The 21,060-nt window shown below is 63.7% G+C and carries 24 protein-coding genes; 15 read left to right on the top strand and 9 right to left on the bottom strand.

What is annotated here, in order from left to right:
- Positions 1 to 9: 9 nt before the first annotated feature.
- The 5 genes from FJ988_RS11505 to hslV all read right to left on the bottom strand — a co-directional run bounded on the left by FJ988_RS11505 (position 10) and on the right by hslV (position 4,105).
- Positions 10 to 969 carry a DUF1402 family protein gene (locus FJ988_RS11505; RefSeq protein WP_140817578.1) on the bottom strand — a complete coding sequence of 320 codons (960 nt, stop codon included), beginning with the start codon at positions 967 to 969 and terminating at the stop codon, positions 10 to 12.
- Between the two features lie 158 nt (positions 970 to 1,127).
- A complete protein-coding gene (gene hslU, locus FJ988_RS11500; RefSeq protein WP_140817575.1) occupies positions 1,128 to 2,438 on the bottom strand; it encodes an ATP-dependent protease ATPase subunit HslU in 1,311 nt (436 codons plus the stop codon).
- A gap of 5 nt (positions 2,439 to 2,443) precedes the next feature.
- Positions 2,444 to 3,037 carry a DUF2585 domain-containing protein gene (locus tag FJ988_RS11495; RefSeq protein WP_140817573.1) on the bottom strand — a complete coding sequence of 198 codons (594 nt, stop codon included), beginning with the start codon at positions 3,035 to 3,037 and terminating at the stop codon, positions 2,444 to 2,446.
- The gene (locus tag FJ988_RS11490) at positions 3,037 to 3,564 is read right to left on the bottom strand and encodes a GNAT family N-acetyltransferase (RefSeq protein ID WP_140817571.1); all 528 of its coding nucleotides are present in this window, start codon (positions 3,562 to 3,564) and stop codon (positions 3,037 to 3,039) included. Before FJ988_RS11490 ends, FJ988_RS11495 begins: the two co-directional genes overlap by 1 nt.
- The gene (gene hslV / locus FJ988_RS11485) at positions 3,554 to 4,105 is read right to left on the bottom strand and encodes an ATP-dependent protease subunit HslV (RefSeq protein WP_140817570.1); all 552 of its coding nucleotides are present in this window, start codon (positions 4,103 to 4,105) and stop codon (positions 3,554 to 3,556) included. Before hslV ends, FJ988_RS11490 begins: the two co-directional genes overlap by 11 nt.
- 218 nt (positions 4,106 to 4,323) lie before the next feature.
- Here hslV and hisB point away from each other — a divergent pair, with 218 nt between their 5' ends.
- From hisB to FJ988_RS11425, 12 genes are all read left to right on the top strand, one after another.
- Positions 4,324 to 4,920, top strand: coding sequence for an imidazoleglycerol-phosphate dehydratase HisB (gene hisB, locus FJ988_RS11480; RefSeq protein WP_140817569.1), 597 nt, complete (start codon positions 4,324 to 4,326; stop codon positions 4,918 to 4,920).
- Positions 4,921 to 4,924: 4 nt separating this feature from the next.
- On the top strand, positions 4,925 to 5,401 hold the full coding sequence (locus tag FJ988_RS11475; RefSeq protein ID WP_140817567.1) for a DUF2628 domain-containing protein: 477 nt from the start codon (positions 4,925 to 4,927) through the stop codon (positions 5,399 to 5,401).
- A 2-nt stretch (positions 5,402 to 5,403) separates the two neighbouring features.
- The gene (hisH, locus tag FJ988_RS11470; protein WP_140817564.1) at positions 5,404 to 6,054 is read left to right on the top strand and encodes an imidazole glycerol phosphate synthase subunit HisH; all 651 of its coding nucleotides are present in this window, start codon (positions 5,404 to 5,406) and stop codon (positions 6,052 to 6,054) included.
- Positions 6,055 to 6,056: 2 nt separating this feature from the next.
- Positions 6,057 to 6,347 carry a DUF1330 domain-containing protein gene (locus FJ988_RS11465; RefSeq protein ID WP_140817562.1) on the top strand — a complete coding sequence of 97 codons (291 nt, stop codon included), beginning with the start codon at positions 6,057 to 6,059 and terminating at the stop codon, positions 6,345 to 6,347.
- Positions 6,347 to 7,093, top strand: a complete 747-nt coding sequence (gene hisA / locus FJ988_RS11460) for a 1-(5-phosphoribosyl)-5-[(5-phosphoribosylamino)methylideneamino]imidazole-4-carboxamide isomerase (protein ID WP_140817559.1) — start codon at positions 6,347 to 6,349, stop codon at positions 7,091 to 7,093. Before FJ988_RS11465 ends, hisA begins: the two co-directional genes overlap by 1 nt.
- Positions 7,090 to 7,929 (top strand): arginase family protein, encoded by an 840-nt coding sequence (locus FJ988_RS11455; RefSeq protein ID WP_140817557.1) that lies wholly within the window; start codon positions 7,090 to 7,092, stop codon positions 7,927 to 7,929. The genes hisA and FJ988_RS11455 overlap by 4 nt, the downstream gene beginning before the upstream one ends.
- On the top strand, positions 7,926 to 8,720 hold the full coding sequence (gene hisF / locus FJ988_RS11450; protein WP_181183504.1) for an imidazole glycerol phosphate synthase subunit HisF: 795 nt from the start codon (positions 7,926 to 7,928) through the stop codon (positions 8,718 to 8,720). The genes FJ988_RS11455 and hisF overlap by 4 nt, the downstream gene beginning before the upstream one ends.
- Before the next feature lie 9 nt (positions 8,721 to 8,729).
- Entirely contained in the window at positions 8,730 to 9,053 is a 324-nt protein-coding gene (locus tag FJ988_RS11445; protein ID WP_140817553.1) for a phosphoribosyl-ATP diphosphatase, read from the top strand.
- Positions 9,054 to 9,076: 23 nt separating this feature from the next.
- Entirely contained in the window at positions 9,077 to 10,036 is a 960-nt protein-coding gene (gene coaA / locus FJ988_RS11440) for a type I pantothenate kinase (protein WP_140817551.1), read from the top strand.
- A gap of 72 nt (positions 10,037 to 10,108) precedes the next feature.
- Positions 10,109 to 11,146, top strand: coding sequence for a glycosyltransferase family 2 protein (locus tag FJ988_RS11435; RefSeq protein ID WP_246688512.1), 1,038 nt, complete (start codon positions 10,109 to 10,111; stop codon positions 11,144 to 11,146).
- A 68-nt stretch (positions 11,147 to 11,214) separates the two neighbouring features.
- A complete protein-coding gene (locus tag FJ988_RS11430) occupies positions 11,215 to 11,649 on the top strand; it encodes a GtrA family protein (protein WP_140817549.1) in 435 nt (144 codons plus the stop codon).
- Complete coding sequence (locus tag FJ988_RS11425; RefSeq protein ID WP_140817547.1) at positions 11,646 to 13,199, top strand: hypothetical protein; 1,554 nt, start codon at positions 11,646 to 11,648, stop codon at positions 13,197 to 13,199. The genes FJ988_RS11430 and FJ988_RS11425 overlap by 4 nt, the downstream gene beginning before the upstream one ends.
- A gap of 56 nt (positions 13,200 to 13,255) precedes the next feature.
- Here FJ988_RS11425 and FJ988_RS11420 read toward each other — a convergent pair whose 3' ends face one another.
- From FJ988_RS11420 to FJ988_RS11405, 4 genes are all read right to left on the bottom strand, one after another.
- The gene (locus FJ988_RS11420) at positions 13,256 to 14,470 is read right to left on the bottom strand and encodes a glycosyltransferase family 87 protein (protein ID WP_246688511.1); all 1,215 of its coding nucleotides are present in this window, start codon (positions 14,468 to 14,470) and stop codon (positions 13,256 to 13,258) included.
- Positions 14,471 to 14,535: 65 nt separating this feature from the next.
- The gene (locus tag FJ988_RS11415) at positions 14,536 to 15,159 is read right to left on the bottom strand and encodes an alpha-ketoglutarate-dependent dioxygenase AlkB (RefSeq protein WP_140817545.1); all 624 of its coding nucleotides are present in this window, start codon (positions 15,157 to 15,159) and stop codon (positions 14,536 to 14,538) included.
- 77 nt (positions 15,160 to 15,236) lie between these two features.
- Positions 15,237 to 15,674 carry an alternative ribosome rescue aminoacyl-tRNA hydrolase ArfB gene (arfB, locus tag FJ988_RS11410; protein WP_140817832.1) on the bottom strand — a complete coding sequence of 146 codons (438 nt, stop codon included), beginning with the start codon at positions 15,672 to 15,674 and terminating at the stop codon, positions 15,237 to 15,239.
- A gap of 182 nt (positions 15,675 to 15,856) precedes the next feature.
- A complete protein-coding gene (locus tag FJ988_RS11405) occupies positions 15,857 to 17,467 on the bottom strand; it encodes a phosphoenolpyruvate carboxykinase (RefSeq protein WP_140817543.1) in 1,611 nt (536 codons plus the stop codon).
- A gap of 341 nt (positions 17,468 to 17,808) precedes the next feature.
- Between FJ988_RS11405 and FJ988_RS11400 the strand changes: the two genes are divergently transcribed.
- From FJ988_RS11400 to FJ988_RS11390, 3 genes are all read left to right on the top strand, one after another.
- Positions 17,809 to 18,510: a response regulator transcription factor gene (locus tag FJ988_RS11400; protein WP_140817541.1), complete on the top strand. Its 702-nt coding sequence runs from the start codon at positions 17,809 to 17,811 to the stop codon at positions 18,508 to 18,510.
- Positions 18,511 to 18,663: 153 nt separating this feature from the next.
- Complete coding sequence (locus FJ988_RS11395; RefSeq protein WP_140817539.1) at positions 18,664 to 20,448, top strand: sensor histidine kinase; 1,785 nt, start codon at positions 18,664 to 18,666, stop codon at positions 20,446 to 20,448.
- A gap of 9 nt (positions 20,449 to 20,457) precedes the next feature.
- The gene (locus FJ988_RS11390; protein ID WP_140817537.1) at positions 20,458 to 20,913 is read left to right on the top strand and encodes an HPr kinase/phosphorylase; all 456 of its coding nucleotides are present in this window, start codon (positions 20,458 to 20,460) and stop codon (positions 20,911 to 20,913) included.
- Positions 20,914 to 21,060: the final 147 nt, after the last annotated feature.

The following is a 21,060-nucleotide window of genomic DNA, read 5'->3' as shown; positions in this document are numbered from 1 at the left end:
GCGAAACGGCTAGAACAGCGCCTTCAGCTCGTCCAGCTTGTCGTTGACCAGCCAGCCGTAATAGTTCTCCTCGGGTAGCTTTTCCGGCTCGCCCGCGGCGCGGCGCTTGTCGTTCTCGGCCTTCAGCGCATAGGCGCGCTGCTCTGGATTGCCGACGTTGTATAGCGTCGCGGTCAGGCCCGGATTGTGCGAGATATCGAAGCCCGCGATGTTCCTATAGGCATCGATCGACTTCTTGATCGTCGCGGCGACATAAGGCAGCGTCAGGTCCGGATCCATGATGGTCTTGTAGACCGTGTTGGGATCGCCGACATCGAGCTTGGGCAGGCCCGAGACTTTGTGCACCAGGTCGCTCATCTGCAGCGCCGTCAGCGGGTTCAGCTGGCCGAGGCCAAAAGTCTGGCCGGCATAGTAAGGCTGGAAGAAGGTGGCGCCGAAGCGGTCGTTGGGGAAATCCTCGCCGCCGACAGTCTTGCCGCGGAATTCATGGTTCCAGACCTCTTCGCGGCATTCCCACAAATCGTAGCTGTCGCTCATGCCGGCGCATTTCTTGAATTGCGGCCGCTGGATGAAGTCGGTGACGTCCTCGCCCTCATAGGCAAAGGTCAGCTTGCTCGACAGATAGGAGATCGCCTTGACGTAGTAGGTCTGCAGCCGGTCATAGGCATCGACATTGTAGGTGTGCTCGCCGACGATGGCGCCAACGATATGCATCGGATCGATGCCGTAGGCGGCGGCCGCCTTCCTGATCTTGGCGCGCAGGTCGGCGTCGTTCTGCAACAGCGCATAGACCTTGCGGTACTTGGCCTGGAAGGTGGTGTTGGTGGCCTGGGTGCGCCGGCTGGAGGCGCCCGGAATATCCGGCTGCACGCTGTTGCGGTTGCCCGGCGGCACCATGGTTGCGGCATCCGCCGTTGCCACCGCCGCCGCCAGCGCAAGACCCGCCAGGAGTAGTATGTATTTCTTCATAAGCCGCCGCCTTTAACCGGCGGCAAACTAGGAAAAGCGCACGGCAGAGTCGAGAGAAGCCTTCAGCCTGCCACTGCGAATGGTGGCCAGATGCTTCCATTTGGCCACACTTCGAATTTCGGGCCAGCCGCAAAGCCAGCCCGAAATCGAGAGAGGAATCAGAGGATGAAGCGCGACAGGTCGGTGTTGCGCGACAGGTCGCCGACATGCTTCTCAACATAGGCGGCGTCGATGACGACCTTTGTGCCGTTGCGGTCCGGCGCGTCGTAGGAGATCTCGTCGAGCACCCGCTCCATCACCGTCTGCAGGCGCCTTGCGCCGATGTTCTCGACGCTGGCGTTGAGGTCGACGGCGATGCCGGCAAGCGAATCGATGGCGTCGTCGGTGAAGCTCAGTTCGACGCCTTCGGTCTTCATCAGCGCGATATACTGCTTGATGAGGCTCGCTTCGGTCTCGGTGAGGATGCGGACGAAGTCCTCCTTCTCAAGCGCGCGCAATTCGACGCGGATCGGCAGGCGACCCTGCAGCTCCGGCAGAAGGTCGGACGGCTTGGAGACATGGAAGGCGCCCGAGGCGATGAACAATATATGGTCGGTCTTCACCGGCCCGTATTTGGTCGCGACCGTCGTGCCTTCGACCAGCGGCAGCAGGTCGCGCTGCACGCCTTCGCGCGAAGGGCCGCCCGAAATGTCGCTCCTGGCGGCGATCTTGTCGATCTCGTCGAGGAAGACGATGCCGTCATTCTCGGCCGATTCCAGCGCCTGGCGCACCACCTCGTCCTGGTCGAGCAGCTTGTCGGACTCGTCGTTGACCAGCAGCGTGTAGGAATCGCGCACAGTCGTCTTGCGGGTCTTGGTCTTGCGGCCGCCCATCGCCTTCGACAGCATGTCGTTGATGTTGAGCACGCCGACATTGCCGCCCGGCATGCCGGGGATCTCGAAGCCGGGCATGCCGCCGGTGCCGGTATCGGCCACCTCGATCTCGATTTCCTTGTCGTCGAGCTCGCCGTCGCGCAGCTTCTTCTTGAAGCTGTCGCGGGTCGCCGGGCTCGCGGTCTTGCCGACCAGCGCTTCCAGGACGCGCTCCTCGGCGTTGATCTGGGCGCGCGCCTTGACGTCCTCGCGCATCTTCTCGCGGGCCAGGCCGATGGCGACCTCGACAAGGTCGCGCACGATCTGCTCGACGTCGCGGCCGACATAGCCGACCTCGGTGAACTTGGTCGCCTCGACCTTGACGAAGGGCGCGCCGGCGAGCCGCGCCAGGCGGCGCGAGATCTCGGTCTTGCCGACACCGGTCGGGCCTATCATCAGGATGTTCTTCGGCATCACCTCTTCGCGCATCTGGCCTTCCAGCTGCTGGCGGCGCCAGCGGTTGCGCAAGGCGATGGCCACGGCGCGCTTGGCGTCCTTCTGGCCGATGATGAAGCGGTCGAGTTCCGAAACGATTTCACGGGGAGAAAAGGTGCTCATACTACTCAAATTCCACTTTGCCACTGCCGGATGGACTCGAACGGATGCAGCAGCATAATCACGTTGAGCGTCAGATTGTCCCGGATGATGTAGCCCGTGCCGAGCTCGAAGCTGAGCGCCAGGGCCACGATCACCCATATAGGTAGCTTTCGCGCCATCACAAATCCCAGCGCCATGAACAGCGTGTCGGACACCGAATTGATGATCGAATCGCCGTAGTAGTTCAGCGAAATGGTGCCGGCGCGGTAGCGCTCGATGATGAAGGGGCTGTTTTCCAGGATCTCCCAGCCGCCTTCGATGAGGACGGCGAAGGCGAGCCTTAAGCCCACCGGCGAGCGCGGAAACAGCGCCCAGGCCAGCGCGTAGAACAGGAAGCCGTGGATGATATGGGAGAAGGTGTACCAGTCGGCGATGTGCTGGGAGTTCTCCGAGCTGTTGACCACGCCGTGCCAGAGTTTCACGTAGCCGCAGGTGCAGATCGGCGGATGGCCCATGCCGTAGAGCACGCCGGCCTGGAAGACGATCAGCGCCAGTACGATGAGCAAGCCCATGCGCCAGCTGTCCTCATAGGCCGACAGCGTCTTGTCCTCTTCGCTCATCAGTCCCCCAGATTTTCCTCGTCCTCGGCCGCGTCGACGGCCATCAGCACGACGTCCCCATATTGCGATTGCCTGCGGCCGATCGGCCTGAAGCCGGCCTTCTCGTAGGCGCGGATGGCGCGGCCATTGTCGGGATGCGGATCGATGATGACGCGCGGCGCGCCTTCCTCGAACAGCTCCTCGACGAATTGACGCGCGATGGCCGAGCCATGGCCGATGCTGACCAGCTCCGGCAGGCCGATCGTTAGATCAATGCCCAGAGTGCCGAAGGGCTGGTCCGCATAGGGATGGTCGTCCTCCATATGCGGATCGTAGCTCTGCAGATAGGCGATCGGCCGGCCGTCGAGCTCGACGATCAGCGGTTCGACCGAGACCGAGTCGATGTGCTCGCGGATTTCGGCGATCTCTTTTTCCGGATCGTCCCACCATTGGGCGACATGCGGCTCGCTCAGCCAGCCGGCGATCATCGGCAGGTCTTTTTCCGTGACCGGCCGAAAATCATATGGCTGAACGCGCTCAGACGGCATCGAGCGTTTCGACGACGAAATTGTTGTTGGTGTAGACGCAGATGTCGGAAGCGATCTGCATCGCCTTGCGGGCGATCTCCTCGGCGTCCTTGTCGGTGTCGATCAGCGCACGCGCCGCGGCAAGCGCGTAATTGCCGCCGGAGCCGATGGCCATGACGCCATGCTCGGGCTCCAGCACGTCGCCATTGCCGGTCAGCGCCAGCGAGACGGACTTGTCGGCCACCAGCATCATCGCTTCCAGGCGGCGCAGATAGCGGTCGGTGCGCCAGTCCTTGGCGAGCTCGACGCAGGCGCGCGTCAGTTGGTCCGGATATTGCTCGAGCTTGGCTTCGAGGCGCTCGAGCAAGGTGAAGGCGTCCGCCGTGGCGCCGGCGAAACCGGCAATGACGCCGCCGCCCTTGCCGATGCGGCGCACCTTGCGCGCATTGCCCTTCATGATGGTCTGGCCAAGGCTGACCTGGCCGTCGCCGGCGATCACGACCTTGTTGCCCTTGCGCACGGTCACGATGGTCGTGGCGTGCATGGTGAGTTCATTCGACATTTAATGCTCCGATGCGCGCTATCCCTTTTAAAAGGCGATTGGCGCGGTACGAGTGACTTTGATCGGCCATATGTATGCATATAGCGAACGATTGCAAACCGCCTCGGACCAAGGCCCGTAGCGACCCGGAATGGCAACTGGCAATCGCCGGATCATGCTGATAGAAGGCTTTCGTTTTCAAGCCCGGGCCACCGGGTAAGAGCAGCAAGGACAGAGCGATGCCGCGTTCCGCCGAAGTCAGCCGCAAGACCAAGGAAACCGAAATTTCGGTTTCCTTGCATGTCGACGGCAAAGGCAAATCCGAGATTTCGACCGGCGTCGGCTTCTTCGACCACATGCTCGACCAGCTGTCGCGGCATTCGCTGATTGACATGACGATCAACGCCCGGGGTGACCTGCATATTGACGACCACCACACCGTCGAGGATACCGGCATCGCCATCGGCCAGGCGCTGGCGAAGGCGCTGGGCGAGCGGCGCGGCATCATGCGCTATTCCTCGATCGACCTTGCCATGGACGAAACGCTGACCAGGGCGGCGATCGACGTGTCGGGGCGGCCGTTCCTGGTCTGGAACGTTGCCTTCTCGTCGCCGAAGATCGGCACGTTCGACACCGAGCTGGTGCGCGAGTTCTTCCAGGCGCTGGCGCAGAATGCCGGCATCACGCTGCATGTGACCAACCATTACGGCGCCAACAACCATCATATCGCCGAGACCTGCTTCAAGGCGGTGGCGCGGGCGCTGCGCACCGCGCTGGAGCCCGACCCGCGCCAGCCCGACGCGGTGCCTTCCACCAAGGGATCCCTGAAAGGCTAGCCCTATGGCCATCTATGTCGTGATGGAGCCGCCGGCGGCCAGCGCGAAAGCCGAGGACATCGCTTTCCTGCGCGACGGCTTCACCTGGCTCGGCTTGCTGTTTTCGCCGCTCTGGCTTGCCTGGAACCGGCTGTGGATCGAGGCGGCACTGACCTTCATCGTCATGGCGGTGCTGTCGGCGGTTGGCGAGAAGCTCGGGCTCGAATGGGCCGGATCGATGCTGTCGCTGCTGGTCTCGCTCTATGTCGGCTTCGAAGGCCAGAACTTGCGCATCGCGGCGCTGCGCCGCCGCGGCTGGCGCGAATGGGGCGCGGTCGAGGCCAAAAATCTCGGCGATGCCGAGATGCGCTATGCGCTGGAGGTCGACGCGGATGACGAGGAGCCGGCGCCGCTGCCGCGCATCGTACCCGACGCGTCCTTGGCGCGGCCGCCGCAGACCGGCATGGCGCTGGGGCTGACCCATACGCCGGGAAGGCCCTGAGTATGCGGGTAGCCATCATCGATTACGGCTCGGGCAATCTGCGCTCGGCCACCAAAGCCTTCGAGCGCGCCGCGCATGAGGCGGGCATTGCCGCTGATATCGAGCTGACGGCCGACGCCGAGCGGGTGCGCGGCGCCGACCGCATCGTGCTGCCGGGTGTCGGCGCCTATGCCGATTGCGCCGCCGGGCTCCATGCCGTCGCCGGCATGTGGGAGACGGTCGAAGAGGTGGCGCTTCGCAAAGCGCGGCCTTTCCTCGGCATTTGCGTCGGCATGCAACTGATGTCTGAGCGCGGGCTGGAAAAGACCGTGACCAACGGGCTCGGCTGGATCGGCGGCGACGTCAAGGAGATCCAGCCCGCCGATCCGGCGCTTAAGATCCCGCAGATCGGCTGGAACACGATCGAGCTTGCGCGAAAACACCCGCTGTTTTCCGGCATCGAGACCGGGCCGAAGGGGCTGCACGCCTATTTCGTCCATTCCTATCATCTGGATGCGACGAATTCCGGCGAGGTGCTGGCGACTGCCGACTATGGCGGGCCGGTCACCGCTGCCGTGACGCGCGACAATCTCGCCGGCACGCAGTTCCACCCCGAGAAAAGCCAGACGCTCGGCCTCGCGCTGATCACCAATTTCCTGCGCTGGAGGCCCTAGAGATGAGCAAGAAGGGCTATTGGCTCGTCATGCTGGCCATCACCGATCCGCAAGGCTACCAGCGCTATCGCGAGGCCATCGGCGATGCGATCACCGCTTTCGGCGGCCGCTATCTGGTCCGCGGCGGCGATGTCACCAATCCTGAGGGATCGGATTTCGGCCGGCACGTCGTGGTCGAATTCGATTCCTACGAGACCGCGCTGAACTGCTATCGCTCGCAAGCCTATCAGAGCGCGCTCAAGCACAGGCGGGCGGCCTCAACCGGACATTTTGCCATCGTCGAGGGCGCCTGATGATCCTGTTTCCGGCAATTGACCTCAAGGACGGCAAATGCGTGCGCCTGAAGCATGGCGACATGGCGACGGCCACCATCTATAACGACGACCCTGCGGCGCAGGCCAAGGCCTTTGAGGACCAGGGTTTCGAGTGGCTGCATGTTGTCGACCTCAACGGCGCCTTCAAGGGCCAGAGCGTCAACTCGGCAGCCGTCGGCGCCATCCTCAAGGCGACGAAGAACCCGGTACAACTCGGCGGCGGCATCCGCACCTTGCCGCAGATCGAGGACTGGCTGGATCGTGGTCTCGCCCGCGTCATCCTCGGCACCGTCGCGGTGCGCGAGCCGGAACTGGTGAAACAGGCCTGCAAGGCATTCCCGGGCAAGGTCGCCGTCGGCATCGACGCCAAGGGCGGCAAGGTCGCCGTCGAGGGCTGGGCCGAAGCCTCGGAGCTCGGCGTCATCGAGCTGGCGAAGAAATTCGAAGGTGCCGGCGTCGCGGCCATTGTCTACACCGACATCGACCGCGACGGCGTTTTGACCGGCATCAACTGGGATTCGACCATCGACCTCGCCGAGGCCGTGTCCATTCCGGTGATCGCGTCCGGCGGCCTTGCCTCGATCGCCGACATCGTGCGCATGACCATGCCCGATGCGAGCAAGCTCGAAGGCGCGATCTCGGGCCGCGCGCTCTATGACGGACGCATCGACCCGGCCGAGGCGCTGGCGATCCTGCGCGGCGAGACGGCGGAGGCAAGAGCGTGAAGGTCTCGATCATCCTGGCCTCCTATGACAGCGGCCATTTTCACGGCGGCTGCGGCCAAGGCCCCGACGCGCTGATCTCGGGCGGGCTGGCCGATGCGCTGAAGCTCGCCGGCCACGACGTCGAGGTGCATGACATCGGCAAGGTGGTCGAGGACGAGGACGAACGCGAGATCGGCACCGGCTTTGCCGTCTGCAACGCCGTTTCGGGCGAGGTCCGCATCGCGCTGGACAAGAAGCGTTTTCCGATCGTGCTCGCCGGCAACTGCCTGACCGCCGCCGGCGCGGTGGCCGGCGAAGGCGCCGACGCCATCATCTGGGCCGACCAGCATGGCGACCTCAACACGCCGGAAACCACCACCACCGGCTTTCTCGACGGCATGGCTTTCGCCACCGTGCTTGGCTTGTGCTGGCAGCGGATGGCGGCGCAGATTCCCGGCTTCAAGCCGATCGATCCGGCCCGCAGCATCCTGGTCAACGCCCGCGACCTCGACCCGGCCGAGAAGGAGCTCTTGGAAAAGCTGCCGGTCATCCGCACCGAATGCCCTGGCTGGGCCGCGGCGGCGCAACGGCTGAAGGCGGACGGCGCAAAGCAGGTGCACATGCATGTCGACCTCGACGTGCACGATCCGGAAAAACTGCAGGCCAACCGCTACACCACGCCCGGCGGACCGGGGCCCGAGCAGGTGCGCGATGCGATGTGCGGCCTTGCCGGGCCGCTGGCGATCGCCGGCCTGACCATCTCGGCCTATGATCCGGCCTTCGACCCCAAGGCCGACGTGCCGCCGCTCGTCGGCGAACTGGTGGTGACCCTGCTTTCGACCATGGAAGCCAAGTGATGCTGAAGGCCCGCGTCATCCCTTGCCTCGACGTCAAGAACGGCCGCGTGGTCAAGGGCGTCAATTTCGTCGACCTGATCGATGCCGGCGATCCGGTCGAGGCGGCCAAGGCCTATGACGCGGCCGGCGCCGACGAGCTCTGCTTCCTCGACATCACCGCATCGTCCGACAACCGCGAGACGATCTTCGACGTCGTCGCCCGCACGGCCGAGCAATGCTTCATGCCGCTTACCGTCGGCGGCGGCGTGCGCCAGGTGGCCGACATCCGCAAGCTGCTTCTGGCCGGCGCCGACAAGGTGTCGATCAACACGGCGGCAGTGAAGAATCCCGATTTCGTCTCGGAAGCCGCCGACAAGTTCGGCAACCAATGCATCGTCGTCGCCATCGACGCCAAGAAAGTGTCGGCGCCCAGTGAGGCCGACCGCTGGGAGATCTTCACCCATGGCGGGCGCGAGAAGACCGGCATCGACGCGGTCGACTTCGCCCGGCGCATGGTCGATCGCGGCGCCGGCGAGATCCTTTTGACCTCGATGGACCGCGACGGCACCAAGGCCGGCTACGACATCGCTCTGACGCGCGCCATCGCCGACGCGGTGCGCGCGCCGGTGATCGCTTCCGGCGGCGTCGGCACGCTCGATCATCTCGTCGAAGGCATCCGCGACGGCCATGCGGGTGCCGTGCTTGCCGCCTCGATCTTCCATTTCGGCACCTACACCATTGCCGAGGCCAAGGCGCATATGGCCAAGGCCGGGCTGCCGATGCGGCTGGACTCACCTGTCGAACGAGCATAAACGGTTGTTATGGCAGACTTTTCGCTCGCCGAACTGGAACGGATCATCCATCAGCGCGCCCATTCCGGCGACCCGGACTCGTGGACGGCGAAGCTGTTCGCCAAGGGCATGGACAAGGCGGCGCAGAAGCTCGGCGAGGAGGCGGTCGAGAGCGTGATCGCCGCCATCAAGGGCGACAGGAAAGCCCTCGTTTCGGAAAGCGCCGATCTTATATATCATTGGCTTGTCGTCCTCGGCATAGCGGGAATTCCGCTGGACGACGTGCTGAAAGAGCTCGAAGGCCGCACCGGCCATTCGGGCATCGCCGAAAAGGCATCGCGGCCCAAGGGCTGACCGCGAGGGAGGCAGGAAACTCGATGGATCAGCTTGCTCCTACCGAGAAATACTCCCCTTATCGTTTCTTCTCGGCCGAGCAATGGTCGCAATTCCGCGCCGACACGCCGTTGACGCTGACCGAGGACGAGATCGACCGGCTGCGCTCGCTGAACGACCCGGTCGACCTCGAAGAGGTCAAGCGCATCTATCTGTCGCTGTCGCGACTGCTTTCGGCGCATGTCGAGGCAAGCCAGCTGCTGTTCCGGCAGCGCCAGGTCTTCTTCAACGCGCTGGATGTGGTGAAGACGCCTTTCATCATCGGTATCGCCGGCTCGGTCGCGGTCGGCAAATCGACCACGGCGCGTGTCTTGAAGGAGCTGCTGGCGCGCTGGCCGTCGAGCCCGAAGGTCGACCTGATCACCACCGACGGCTTCCTTTTGCCCAACGAGATCCTGCGCCGCGAAAACCTGATGGAGCGCAAGGGCTTTCCCGAGAGCTACGACGTCGGCGCGCTGCTGAGGTTCCTGTCCGGCATGAAATCGGCGCAAAGCAGCGTACGCGCCCCGGTGTATTCACACCTGACCTACGACGTCATTCCGGGCGAGTTCGTCACCATCGACCGTCCCGACATACTGATCTTCGAAGGCATCAACGTCTTACAGCCGGGCAAGCTGCCGCGGGACGGCAAGATCGTGCCTTTCCTGTCGGACTTCTTCGATTTCGCCATCTATATCGATGCCGACGAGACGCTGATCCATCAATGGTACATCGCCCGCTTCATGCGGCTGCGCGAGACCGCCTTCCGCAACCCCGATTCCTTCTTCCACCGCTATTCGCAGCTGTCGCAAGATGCCGCGCGGGCGATCGCCGAGGGGCTGTGGGCCAACATCAACCTAAAGAACCTGCGCGAGAACATCTTGCCGACCAGGGCGCGCGCCGACCTCATCCTGCGCAAGGGCGCCAACCACCTGGTCGAGGAAGTGGCGCTGCGGAAACTGTGACAATGGGGTTAACGGCAGCTTAGGCAATCCCGAATAGGTTGTACCCCAACCCCGGCGGGTTGGGAGCAACAGGTGATCAACGCGAGCAATACCGCGGGCCGGCGAGCCCCGGTCTATTCCCTGGTGATACCGATCTTCAACGAAGAGGCGGTGCTGCCGTTGCTCGTCCGGCGGATCACGGCCTTGCTGGACAAGTTCGATGCCGGTGCCGAAGCCATTTTCGTCGACGACGGCAGCCAGGACACGAGCGTTATCTTCCTGCGCGGCATGGCCGCCACGGATCAGCGTTTCCGGCTGATCGAGCTGTCGCGCAATTTCGGCCACCAGATCGCGATCACCGCCGGGATGGATGCGGCGGCCGGAGAGGCCGTGATCGTGATGGACGCGGACCTGCAGGATCCTCCCGAAGTGGTGCTCGACCTGGTGGCCAAATGGAAGGAAGGCTACGAGATCGTTTATGCTCGCCGCACCAAACGCGAGGGGGAAACGCTGTTCAAGCGGGCGAGCGCCAGCCTCTTCTACCGCGCCCTCGAACAGATGACTTCGGTGACCATCCCTCGCGACGTCGGCGATTTCCGGCTTGTGGGAAGAAAGGCCCTGGAGACGTTCCGACAGATGCCCGAGCGCGACCGCTTCGTGCGCGGCATGTTCGGCTGGATGGGTTTCAAGCAAACGGCGGTGTCTTTCGATCGGCCCGAGCGGGCGGCCGGCGAAACCAAATATCCGTTCTGGAAAATGGTGCGGCTGGCCGTCCACGGCGTCATCAGCTTTTCCGACAAGCCCTTGCGGTTGGCGCTGTGGTCTGGTCTGGCCATTTCCGGTTTTGCCGCCATGCTTGGCGTCTACGCCCTGTTCTCCTGGCTGTTTGCCAGCGGCGTCGTTCATGGCTGGACTTCGACGGTGATGATCATATCCTTCCTGTCCGGCATCAATCTCTTCATGACCGGCATCATCGGCCTCTATGTCGGCGGCATCCATGCCGAAGTGAAGCGGAGACCACTCTATGTGGTCGATCGCCTGACCGGTTTCGAGGAAGCGATCGCCGCGGCGAGAGACGCAGAAGCGCCTAAGCACCGGGTGCCCGCGACGCGCGAAAGGCGGCTCGGCTGACTTTGCTGCAAACAGTCAAATCCGATAGCTCGCTCGCCTCTGCCGAGCATCGCTTCCGGGCGTGGGCGATGGGCCGCTCCGAGCCTGCGCGAATCCTGCGATTTGCCGCGATCGGCGGCCTGTCGACGCTGATCTATGCCGTCGGGACGCTCGCGCTTTCGGGCCGGTTCGGCCTGTCGGCAGCGATCGGCTCGGTCGTCGCCTATGGCGCCGGGGCGGTGTTTTCCTATTGCGGGCATCGTTTCGTGACGTTCATGTCCGATGGCGCTGTCGGCTTCGAGCTTGCGCGCTTTGCCTGTGCCACCGCGGTCGGATTTCTCCTCTCCGTCGGTCTGGCCTCGATCCTCACCGATCTCGGCGGGCTCTCGCCGTCGATCCCGGTGACGCTGGCTTCCGTCCTGGTGCCGGTTCTGAACTTCGTGCTGTTGCGAAAGTTTGTCTTCGTCGGAAGCGACCCAATAAGTTCGAGCGACCCCCTCTATCTTGAAGGGGGCAGCCGATGAGCGTCGCCCTGGGCGGCTCGACAGCCGGCGCGCCGACCGCCGACGTGCGCAACATGTGGGCACGGACAGCGGTTCTTTGCCTGGTGGTGCTGGCAGCCGCCATACCCTGGCAGATGCGATGGGGCGTCGTACCGGACACCAGCTGGATAATCGCCATGTGCGAGCGGATGCTCGCAGGGGATCGGCTGTATATCGACCTCGTCGAGGTCAATCCGCCTTTCACGCCATGGATGTTAATGCCGGCCGTTGTGGTCGCGCACAAGATCGGTTTGTCGCCGGAAATCGTGGTTCATGCCTATAGCTATGCGATATGCCTGGCAGGATTGGGCTTTGCCGCGCTGGTCGCCAGGCGGGCCGGATTTGCCGAGAACCCCACGCTGTTTGCGATGTTGCCCCTGTTCCTGGCGCTGCTGGTAATTTTCCCAGGCAATGCTTTCAGCCAGCGCGAACAACTTGCGATCGCACTGTTCTTGCCATTTCTGATGCTGGCTGCGTGGCGCGCGGCGCCGATCGAAGGACGCAAGCCAAGCCTCCTGATGGCGGTTCTTGCCGGGCTTGGCGGCAGCGTGCTGGTTCTGGTGAAGCCTTATTACGCGGTGGTCGTGCTTGCGCCAGCACTTTATGTGGCCTGGCGCCGCCGGTCGATCCGGACGCTTTTCGCCGTGGAGTACTGGGTGATCGGCCTGATCTGCATCGCCTATGTCGTTGCCGTGCAGCATTTCTATCCGGAATTCCTGAGCGTCATCTATCCGATGCTGGCAGACACCTATATGCGGCGGGTGGAAAACACCTGGGAGCTGCTGACGGCCTACGGGCCGACCTATGTAGTCGCGCTTCTGGCGTTGCATTTTCTTCGACCGGGACTGTCCTTTTCGCCGCTGGTCTGCGTGCTCACGCTTGCTTCGCTGGCTTCGATCGCGCCGCTGATCTACCAGGCCAAGGGCTGGGCCTATCATGCATTTCCGGCCTTCAGCCTCATTCTGGCAGCCCTCGTTCTGAGGATGGCTCAAGCGGCTCCGGCAACAGAAAAGCCGCCGGGTACTGCATTGGAACTAGGGCGCAAGGTGTTGCTGGCCATCATCATTGGCGCAGCCGCCATCCCGTTCATGCAAACACAGAAGCCCAGCGCCGAGATTGTCGCCAAGCTCGAGGCCGTTGCTCCCCAGCCGACCGTCGCGATGGTCGGTGCCGACATATCGGGGGGCCACCCGCTTACACGAATGCTCGGAGGGACATGGATTTCACGCTATTGCAGCGACTGGCTGGGGGAATCGTCGCTCTATCTTTCGCGCATCGCAAACCGGGACGGCAACAAGGAACTGGCATCCCACTACCGGCAGATCGTCGATCGCTACATCGACGACAAGCTCGCCGAGCTCGAAGCCAAACAGCCCGTCGTGATAATCGTCGAGAAAGCGGACGTGAACTGGAACGAGGAGCTTTCCCTGCACCAGGACTACGTCAACTTCCTGCGAAGCTACAATCAGACTGCCGAAGACGACAAACTGCTGGTGCTGGTGCGCAAATCAGCGACTGCGCAGGCAGAGTGATCCGCGCATCGATTCAGGCTGAAGCTACGTCGCTGCGCGCTTTCCCTGGGTTTGCCTTAAGCTAACGACGGCTCTATGGAGAGCTCGGCTTTCCGGCACCGCGTCCATGTCGAAAGCAGCATCCACGCGGCGATAAACAGTGGGATCAGAACGCCAACGCAATATCCCCAATGGGTGAAGAAGTGTGTGACGAAGGGCCAAAGCCAGCAGACCGCCAGGATCAGCCGGGGTGGCCTTGAAACCATGGCTGCAAGCATCGCAACGGCTATGGAAACACCGATCGTGTCGTACGAGTAGCCGTAGGGCGTAGCAAGGATGGCAAGCACGGCGGTGAGCGCCACGCGCTCCTGATGTGAGACCTGGCGCCCCGGCCACCAGAGCCAGATCGCCGCGGCAATGCAAGCGAGGGTCGCGACCCCCTGCACGGCATAGGCGGCGGACAGCCCCAGGCCTGCCGCCCTCGCGGTGAAAAACACCGTCATCGCATTGTATTGATAAGGCTGCGGATAAGGCGCCTCCATGATCGCCGTCATCAGGGGACGGGTCTCGGTCAGGAACAGACGCCAGACATCGAAGCCGAAGAACAGGCCGGTGGCCATGACAATCAGGACGGCGGTGCCGGCCGCCGACAGGATGGCCCGCCAGTTGCCGCTGGCGAGCAGGCAGAAAGGCACCAGGATGCCGAGATGCGGCTTGGTCGTCAGCAAGCCGAAGAGGATCCCGGCCACCACCGGGCGCTTGGGCGCCACGGCGAGGCCGCCGACCAGCAGTGCCGTCGTCAGCGCGCCGTTCTGGCCAAAGACCGAGTTCCAGATGACTGCGGGACTGAGCACGATCGCCAGTTCCAGCGCCGCGCCGAGCTTCAGCGGCCGGACCGCCAGCCAAAGGCACAGGACGGTGCCCACCGTCCAGATGAGATAGGCTGGCAGGATCGGCACGGTCGCCAGCGGCACACCAAAAAGAAGGATGCTGGGCGGATAACTCCATTCCTGGTCCGGCAGTTCCGGCGAGAACATGGCGCGCAGCGCAGCGCGGTAGGCATCGGCGTCGAAAAGAACGGCGACGTGGCCCTCGATAGCGAGGCGGGAGCCGGCCCACAGATTGGTGAAATCCCAGTAGGGCAGTTTATGCGAGAGGTCGGAAAAACCTCGGCCGTCCAGCGTCCACAGAAGGCTCAGGTAGACCCAGGCCATGCATAGGGCGATGATCGACACGACCGTGACGATGGCCACATCCAAAAGGCTTCGGGTCTTGATCCAGTCCGGCTGCATGGCGCTCTCGGTCTCGCAGCCGCCCTTGTAGCCAAGGTGTCCTTAAGATCGCGTTGCCGCTCGCTTCATGCGGGTATCGGCTTGGTCACCCGCCGCAGCGTCAGATTGATGCGGCCGCCGTTCTTCAGAAGCGCCGAGGTCGCGGGATAGATGCGGTCGACGCCATGGAAGGCGAGGCGCCCTTCGCCGCTGAGCACGACGACGTCGCCGCTCTTCAGCCTGAACGACTTCGTGCCGCCTTCGCGGCTGTTCTGGCCTACCCTGAACAGGCAGTCGTCGCCCAGCGACACCGACACCACGGGCGCGGCGAACTCGTCCTCGTCGCGATCCTGATGCAGGCCCATTTTTGCCTCGGCCGAATAGAAATTGACCAGGCAGGCCTCCGGCGGGTGCGGGTAGGCGGCGACCTCGCGCCACAGTTGCAGCAAGGCTTCGGGGATCGGCGGCCAAGGCTCGCCCGTCGCCGGGTGGGTGGGCTGGTAGCGATAGCCGCGCTCTTTGTCGGTCACCCAGCCGAGCCCGCCGCAATTGGTCATGCGCACGCTCATCTCCTTGCCGGTGCGCGGCATGGACGGCACGTAAAGCGGCGCCGCCTGCACGACGCGCCTGATCGCTTCGACCAGCGCTTCCTGTGCGGGGCGGTCGATGTAGCCCGGCATGTGGCGCACACCCTTGGGTAGAACGAGCATGGGATTCGATCCGTTGTGCCCGCAGCATGCCATCCTTGAAACAAGACGGCGACCCGAAAGCCGCAGCTTCGACGGGATCAGTCGCTGTCCACCCGGCCGCGCAGCTTCTTCACCGTCGAGCGTCCGGCCTTGGACTTGAGGCGGCGCTCGACGGCGCCCTTGGACGGCCTGGTCTTCTTGCGCGGCGGCGGCGGCGGTTCGGCAGCCTTGGCGACCAGGGCGGTCAGCCGGGCGCGGGCATCGGCGCGGTTCTGCTCCTGAGTGCGGAAGCGGCCGGCCTCGATGACGATAACGCCGTCCTTGGTGGCGCGCTGGCCGGCGAGCTTGATGGCGCGGGCGCGGACCCGCTCGGACAGGCCGGAAGCATTCGCGGCGTCGAAGCGCAGTTGCACGGCGGTCGCAACCTTGTTGACGTTCTGGCCACCGGGACCGGACGAGCGGATGAAATCCTCGTGCAGGTCGCCCGGGCGGATGATCGCCTCGCCCGATATGATGATGTCGTCGTCGCTCGCCATGCGCGCAGTCATGACGCGACGGCCGCAAAAAGAAAAGGCCCGGCGCCAGAGGTTCGCCGTTTCACGGAAACGTCGAACCTCTGGCTTTGTATGTCGACGCAATTCCGGACGGAAAACCGTTTCACACTTTTCCTGGAATTGCGCTGGCCGAGCCCTGGAGCAAAGGTGCCTGAGACGGCCCCTTATTCCGCCGCTTCCTGGAGCCGCGGCGCCGCGCCCAGTATGGTTGCGTCGACGTGGTGCTCGAACTTCTCGAAGTTGGTCGCGAACATGTTGACCAGCTTCGTCGCCTGGCGGTCATAGCCGGCCTTGTCGGCCCAGGTCGAGCGCGGGTCGAGGATGGCCGCGTCGATGCCGGGGACGGCGACCGGCACCTCGAAGCCGAAATTGGCGTCGGTGCGGAAGTCGACCGCGTTCAGCGAACCGTCGAGCGCGGCGCCCAGAAGCGCGCGCGTGACCTTGATCGGCATGCGACGTCCCGTGCCGTAGGCGCCGCCGGTCCAGCCGGTGTTGACCAGCCAGCAATCGACCTTATGCGCGGCGATCAGTTCGCGCAGCAGATTGCCGTATTCCGAGGGATGACGCGGCATGAAGGGCGCGCCGAAGCAGGTCGAGAACGTCGCTTCCGGCTCGGTGACGCCCTTTTCGGTGCCGGCGACCTTGGCGGTGTACCCGGAAAGGAAATGGTACATCGCCTGCGCCGGCGTCAGTTTCGCGATCGGCGGCATGACGCCGAAAGCATCCGCCGTCAGCATGATGATGTTCCTCGGGTGGTTGGCGCGGCCGGTCCGCGAGGCATTGGGAATGAAGTCGAGCGGATAGGCGCAGCGCGTATTCTCGGTCAGGCTGCCGTCGTTGAAATCCGGCGCACGGCCGGCGTCGAGCACGACATTTTCCAGCACCGTGCCGAAGCGCTGCGTGGTGGCGAAGATCTCGGGCTCGGCCTCGGCCGACAGCCGGATCGTCTTGGCGTAGCAGCCGCCCTCTAAATTGAAGATGCCGTGCGGACCCCAGCCATGCTCGTCGTCGCCGATCAGCGTGCGCGACGGGTCGGCGGAAAGGGTCGTCTTGCCGGTGCCGGAGAGGCCGAAGAAGACCGCAGCGTCACCAGCCGGGCCTTCATTGGCCGAGCAATGCATCGGCATCACGCCCTTGGCCGGCAAAAGGTAGTTCAGCATGGTGAACACCGACTTCTTCATCTCGCCGGCATAGGAGGTGCCGCCGATCAGCACGATCCGGCGGGTGAGATCGACCGCGATCACCGTTTCGGTGCGGGTGCCGTGGCGCGCCGGATCGGCGCGGAAGGACGGCAGGTCGATGATCGTCATTTCCGGCACGAAACGCTCGAGCTCGGCGGCTTCGGGGCGGATCAGAAGATTGCGGATGAACAGCGAATGCCAGGCGAATTCGGTGATGACCCTGGTCGGCAGCTTCAGATCGGCGTCGGCGCCGCCGACGAGATCCTGGACGTAGAGGTCCTTGTCGGTCGCATGGGCACGAAAATCGGCCAGCAGCGTCTCGAACTGAGCCGGCGAGAGCGCCTTGTTGTTGTCCCACCATACATGCGGCTCGGTGGCGCCGTCGCGCACGACGAACTTGTCCTTCGGCGAGCGGCCGGTATGCTGGCCGGTCTCGGCGACCAGGGCGCCTTGCGCCGTCAGCCTCGCCTCTGAACGCCGGATCGCTTCCTCATAGAGTTCGGCGGCGCCGAAATTGTAGCGCACCGTGCCCGAAGTCTTCAGGCCGATCGCGTCGATGGCGCAGTCGGGGTTGCGTTTGCCGGCTTCCGACATCAAATTTCCTCTCTGGATTTGGCCGTATCTGAACAGGGATTTCCCGGAGCCCGCGGCCGGGCTGACTGATCCAGAACCAGAAAAGCCAAATGATATCAAATCATTAATCGATTTAAAAAATTTGAAAGTTGTTTAAATCGTTTATATGTGCAAAAAATCACAGAGGTTGCCCAAAGGATTGGCAGGTTCTGTTCGTCCAATCCGAGTCGGGGTGCGATTGTGGGTAGCGGCACGCCGCCCGTGACAGCGGACGGGGCGTATGCCACATTTTGTACCTAATTTGTCCTGCAAAAGCCCCTTCTCGACGACAGAAGGGACAGCTCATGAGGGAGCCGCTTGAAATGGCAACAATCGCGCTTGTCGACGACGACCGCAACATTCTGACCTCGGTGTCGATCGCGCTCGAGTCCGAGGGCTATCGCGTCGAAACCTACACGGATGGTGCGTCGGCCCTGGAAGGCCTGGCGGCGCGGCCGCCGAACCTCGCCATCCTCGACATCAAGATGCCGCGCATGGACGGCATGGAGCTTTTGCGCCGGATGCGCCAGAAGTCCGACCTGCCGGTGATCTTCCTGACCTCGAAGGACGACGAGATCGACGAATTGTTCGGCCTCAAGATGGGCGCCGACGATTTCATCCGCAAACCCTTCTCGCAGCGCCTTCTGGTGGAACGGGTGCGCGCCGTGCTGCGCCGCACCAGCGCCCGCGAGGCGGCAGCCAAGACGCCCGCCCAGCAGGCCCGTTCGCTCGAGCGCGGCCAGTTGGTGATGGACCAGGAGCGCCATACCTGCACCTGGAAGGGCGAGCCGGTGACACTGACGGTGACCGAGTTCCTCATCCTGCATTCGCTGGCCCAACGGCCCGGCGTGGTGAAAAGCCGTGATGCGCTGATGGATTCGGCCTATGATGAACAGGTCTATGTCGACGACCGCACCATCGACAGCCACATCAAGCGGCTGCGCAAGAAGTTCAAGGCGGTCGACGACGACTTCCAGATGATCGAGACCCTTTACGGAGTCGGCTACCGGTTCCGCGAAGCTTGAAAGGGCAATAGGCAGTAGTCAGTAGGGAATAGTCGGTAGTCAGTTTTGAATGATGCGAACGGGCACTTCATGCATCGCTGCAATCTCAGTCGTTTCTCCATTGCCTACTGCCTATTGCCTACTCACTACTCACTAAACAGGGCCTGCTAGTCGATGGCAGTGGAAGTAGAGCGAGGCAGGCGAGCGGGCGCGGCAAGGCGCCCGGCGCGGATCGTGCCCGCTTTCGTGTCGAAATTGACGGTGCCGATGCGCCGGTTTCTCGGCCATCACATCTTCTCCAGCCTGACGCGGCGCATCCTGTTCCTCAACATGGCCGGTCTTGCCGTGCTGGTGACCGGCATCCTTTATCTCAACACCTTCCGCGACGGACTGATCGACGCCCGCGTCGAAAGCCTGATGACGCAAGGCGAGATCATTGCCGGCGCAATCGCCGCCTCGGCGACCGTCGAGACCGATTCGATCAGCATCGACCCGGAGAAGCTGCTCGAGCTGCAGGCCGGCGAGAGCCTGGGGCCGGGCTCGGACCAGCTCGACAATCTCGACTTCCCGATCAATCCGGAACGCGTTGCGCCGGTGCTGCGGCGGCTGATCTCGCCGACGCGAACCCGCGCTCGCATCTATGACCGCGACGCCAACCTCTTGCTCGATAGCCGCCACCTCTATTCGCGCGGCCAGATCCTGCGCTACGACCTGCCGCCGGTCGAGGACGAGCAGCCCGACCTGGTCGAGCGGATCGAAAAGTTCATTTTCGATTTCTTCCGCAACAAGGACCTGCCGGTCTATCACGAGCAGCCCGGCGGCAACGGCGCGGCCTTCCCGGAAGTGGTCAAGGCGCTGACCGGCAGCCCTTCGACAATCGTCAGGGTCAGCGAGCAGGGCGAACAGATCGTCTCGGTCGCGGTGCCGATCCAGCGTTTCCGCGCCGTACTCGGCGTGCTGATGCTGTCCACCGAAGGCGGCGACATCGACAAGATCGTCGCGGCCGAGCGCAAAGCGATCCTGCGCGTCTTCGGCGTCGCGGCACTGGTCACCGCCATCCTGTCGATGCTTCTGGCCTCGACCATCGCCAATCCGCTGAGGCGGCTCTCAGCCGCGGCGGTCAGGGTGCGGCGCGGCGTCAAGAGCCGCGAGGAGATCCCGGACTTCTCCGACCGCCAGGATGAGATCGGCAACCTCTCCATCGCGGTGCGCGACATGACCAATGCGCTCTATGCACGCATCGAGGCGATCGAGAGTTTTGCGGCGGACGTCTCGCATGAATTGAAGAACCCGCTGACCTCGCTGCGCAGCGCGGTGGAAACGCTGCCTTTGGCGAAAAACGAGAATTCGCGCGGCCGGCTCATGGAAATCATCCAGCACGACGTGAAACGGCTCGACCGGCTGATCACCGACATCTCCGATGCCTCCCGCCTCGACGCCGAACTCGCGCGCGAGGATGCCGGCACCGTCGATTTGAAGAAGTTCATCACCGACCTCGTCGCGGTGTCGCGCGAGACGACGCGCAACAAGAAGGCAGTCGAGATCGAGCTCAAGGTGGCCAAGTTACCGGCCGGCGCCAAAGGCTTCTTCGTTATCGGCCATGACTTGAGAATCGGCCAGGTCATCACCAACCTGATCGAGAACGCGCGCTCCTTCGTGCCCGACGAACATGGGCATATCGCGATCTCTTTGGCCCGCGCGGGCAAGTTCAACATCATCACCGTCGACGACAACGGCCCGGGCATCCGGGTGGAGAACATCGACCGCATCTTCGAGCGCTTCTACACCGACCGGCCGGCCGGCGAAGCGTTCGGCCAGAATTCCGGCCTCGGCCTGTCGATCAGCCGCCAGATCGTCGAGGCGCATGGCGGCACGCTGACGGCCGAGAACATCCCCGGCACCAAGCCCGGCGAGCTCAAGGGCGCGCGCTTCGTGGTGACGCTGCCCGCCGAAGGCTGATGTCGGACGATGCCGGCAACCGCCAAGCAAAACATCCACGGCACGGCGATCCTGGTCGGCGAGCGCGGCTTGCTGATCACCGGACCATCAGGCTCCGGCAAGACGACGCTGGCGCTGGCGCTGATCGACCACTGCCGCGGGCGCGGACTGTTTTCCCGATTGGTCGGCGATGACCAGCTGTTTGCGGCCGCGCATGGCGGCCAGCTGGTGTGCCGCGCACCCGCCAGCATCGCCGGATTGGCCGAGGTGCACGGGATCGGGCCCCAGAAGGTGCCGTTCGAGCCTTCCGCCGTGATCGACCTTGTCGCGCGTCTGGTGCCGGCGGGCGAGATGGCGCGTCTTCAGGACGAGGCAAGCGAGACGATCGCTGGTTGCGCGGTGGCGCGCATCGATGTTGTCCGACAAAACGTCGCCGCCGCCCTGCCTGCCCTTTCGGCGCGGCTTTGCATCGCGCCTTTTTCATGATCCGGCCGGGGTTTTTTGTTGCGATGCGTCAAAATGGCCCAAGCCGCCGCAATTTTGGACTTGTCAACCGGCCGCGCGTCGACAAGATAGCGCTCCCGCCGCCTGGAATGGCCGGCGACCATAAGATACGCCTGTGAAGCGGCGATG

Source organism: Mesorhizobium sp. CU3 (assembly GCF_006442965.1).
Classification (GTDB): Bacteria; Pseudomonadota; Alphaproteobacteria; order Rhizobiales; family Rhizobiaceae; genus Mesorhizobium.
Note: the sequence above shows the minus strand (reverse complement) of the source record. Positions and strands in the feature narration are given on the sequence as shown.

Excerpts from the sequence above, each read along its gene's own strand:
- FJ988_RS11465 (WP_140817562.1), top strand. The coding sequence starts at position 6,057 with ATGAGCAAGAAGGGCTATTGGCTCGTCATGCTGGCCATCACCGATCCG.
- hisH (WP_140817564.1), top strand. The coding sequence starts at position 5,404 with ATGCGGGTAGCCATCATCGATTACGGCTCGGGCAATCTGCGCTCGGCC.
- FJ988_RS11405 (WP_140817543.1), bottom strand. The coding sequence starts at position 17,467 with ATGTCGGAAGCCGGCAAACGCAACCCCGACTGCGCCATCGACGCGATC.
- coaA (WP_140817551.1), top strand. The coding sequence starts at position 9,077 with ATGGATCAGCTTGCTCCTACCGAGAAATACTCCCCTTATCGTTTCTTC.
- FJ988_RS11390 (WP_140817537.1), top strand. The coding sequence starts at position 20,458 with ATGCCGGCAACCGCCAAGCAAAACATCCACGGCACGGCGATCCTGGTC.
- FJ988_RS11395 (WP_140817539.1), top strand. The coding sequence starts at position 18,664 with ATGGCAGTGGAAGTAGAGCGAGGCAGGCGAGCGGGCGCGGCAAGGCGC.
- hisB (WP_140817569.1), top strand. The coding sequence starts at position 4,324 with ATGCCGCGTTCCGCCGAAGTCAGCCGCAAGACCAAGGAAACCGAAATT.
- FJ988_RS11400 (WP_140817541.1), top strand. The coding sequence starts at position 17,809 with ATGGCAACAATCGCGCTTGTCGACGACGACCGCAACATTCTGACCTCG.
- FJ988_RS11475 (WP_140817567.1), top strand. The coding sequence starts at position 4,925 with ATGGCCATCTATGTCGTGATGGAGCCGCCGGCGGCCAGCGCGAAAGCC.
- hslV (WP_140817570.1), bottom strand. The coding sequence starts at position 4,105 with ATGTCGAATGAACTCACCATGCACGCCACGACCATCGTGACCGTGCGC.
- FJ988_RS11420 (WP_246688511.1), bottom strand. The coding sequence starts at position 14,470 with ATGCAGCCGGACTGGATCAAGACCCGAAGCCTTTTGGATGTGGCCATC.
- FJ988_RS11425 (WP_140817547.1), top strand. The coding sequence starts at position 11,646 with ATGAGCGTCGCCCTGGGCGGCTCGACAGCCGGCGCGCCGACCGCCGAC.
- FJ988_RS11490 (WP_140817571.1), bottom strand. The coding sequence starts at position 3,564 with ATGCCGTCTGAGCGCGTTCAGCCATATGATTTTCGGCCGGTCACGGAA.
- arfB (WP_140817832.1), bottom strand. The coding sequence starts at position 15,674 with ATGGCGAGCGACGACGACATCATCATATCGGGCGAGGCGATCATCCGC.
- FJ988_RS11495 (WP_140817573.1), bottom strand. The coding sequence starts at position 3,037 with ATGAGCGAAGAGGACAAGACGCTGTCGGCCTATGAGGACAGCTGGCGC.
- FJ988_RS11505 (WP_140817578.1), bottom strand. The coding sequence starts at position 969 with ATGAAGAAATACATACTACTCCTGGCGGGTCTTGCGCTGGCGGCGGCG.
- hisA (WP_140817559.1), top strand. The coding sequence starts at position 6,347 with ATGATCCTGTTTCCGGCAATTGACCTCAAGGACGGCAAATGCGTGCGC.
- hslU (WP_140817575.1), bottom strand. The coding sequence starts at position 2,438 with ATGAGCACCTTTTCTCCCCGTGAAATCGTTTCGGAACTCGACCGCTTC.
- FJ988_RS11445 (WP_140817553.1), top strand. The coding sequence starts at position 8,730 with ATGGCAGACTTTTCGCTCGCCGAACTGGAACGGATCATCCATCAGCGC.
- FJ988_RS11430 (WP_140817549.1), top strand. The coding sequence starts at position 11,215 with ATGGGCCGCTCCGAGCCTGCGCGAATCCTGCGATTTGCCGCGATCGGC.
- FJ988_RS11415 (WP_140817545.1), bottom strand. The coding sequence starts at position 15,159 with ATGCTCGTTCTACCCAAGGGTGTGCGCCACATGCCGGGCTACATCGAC.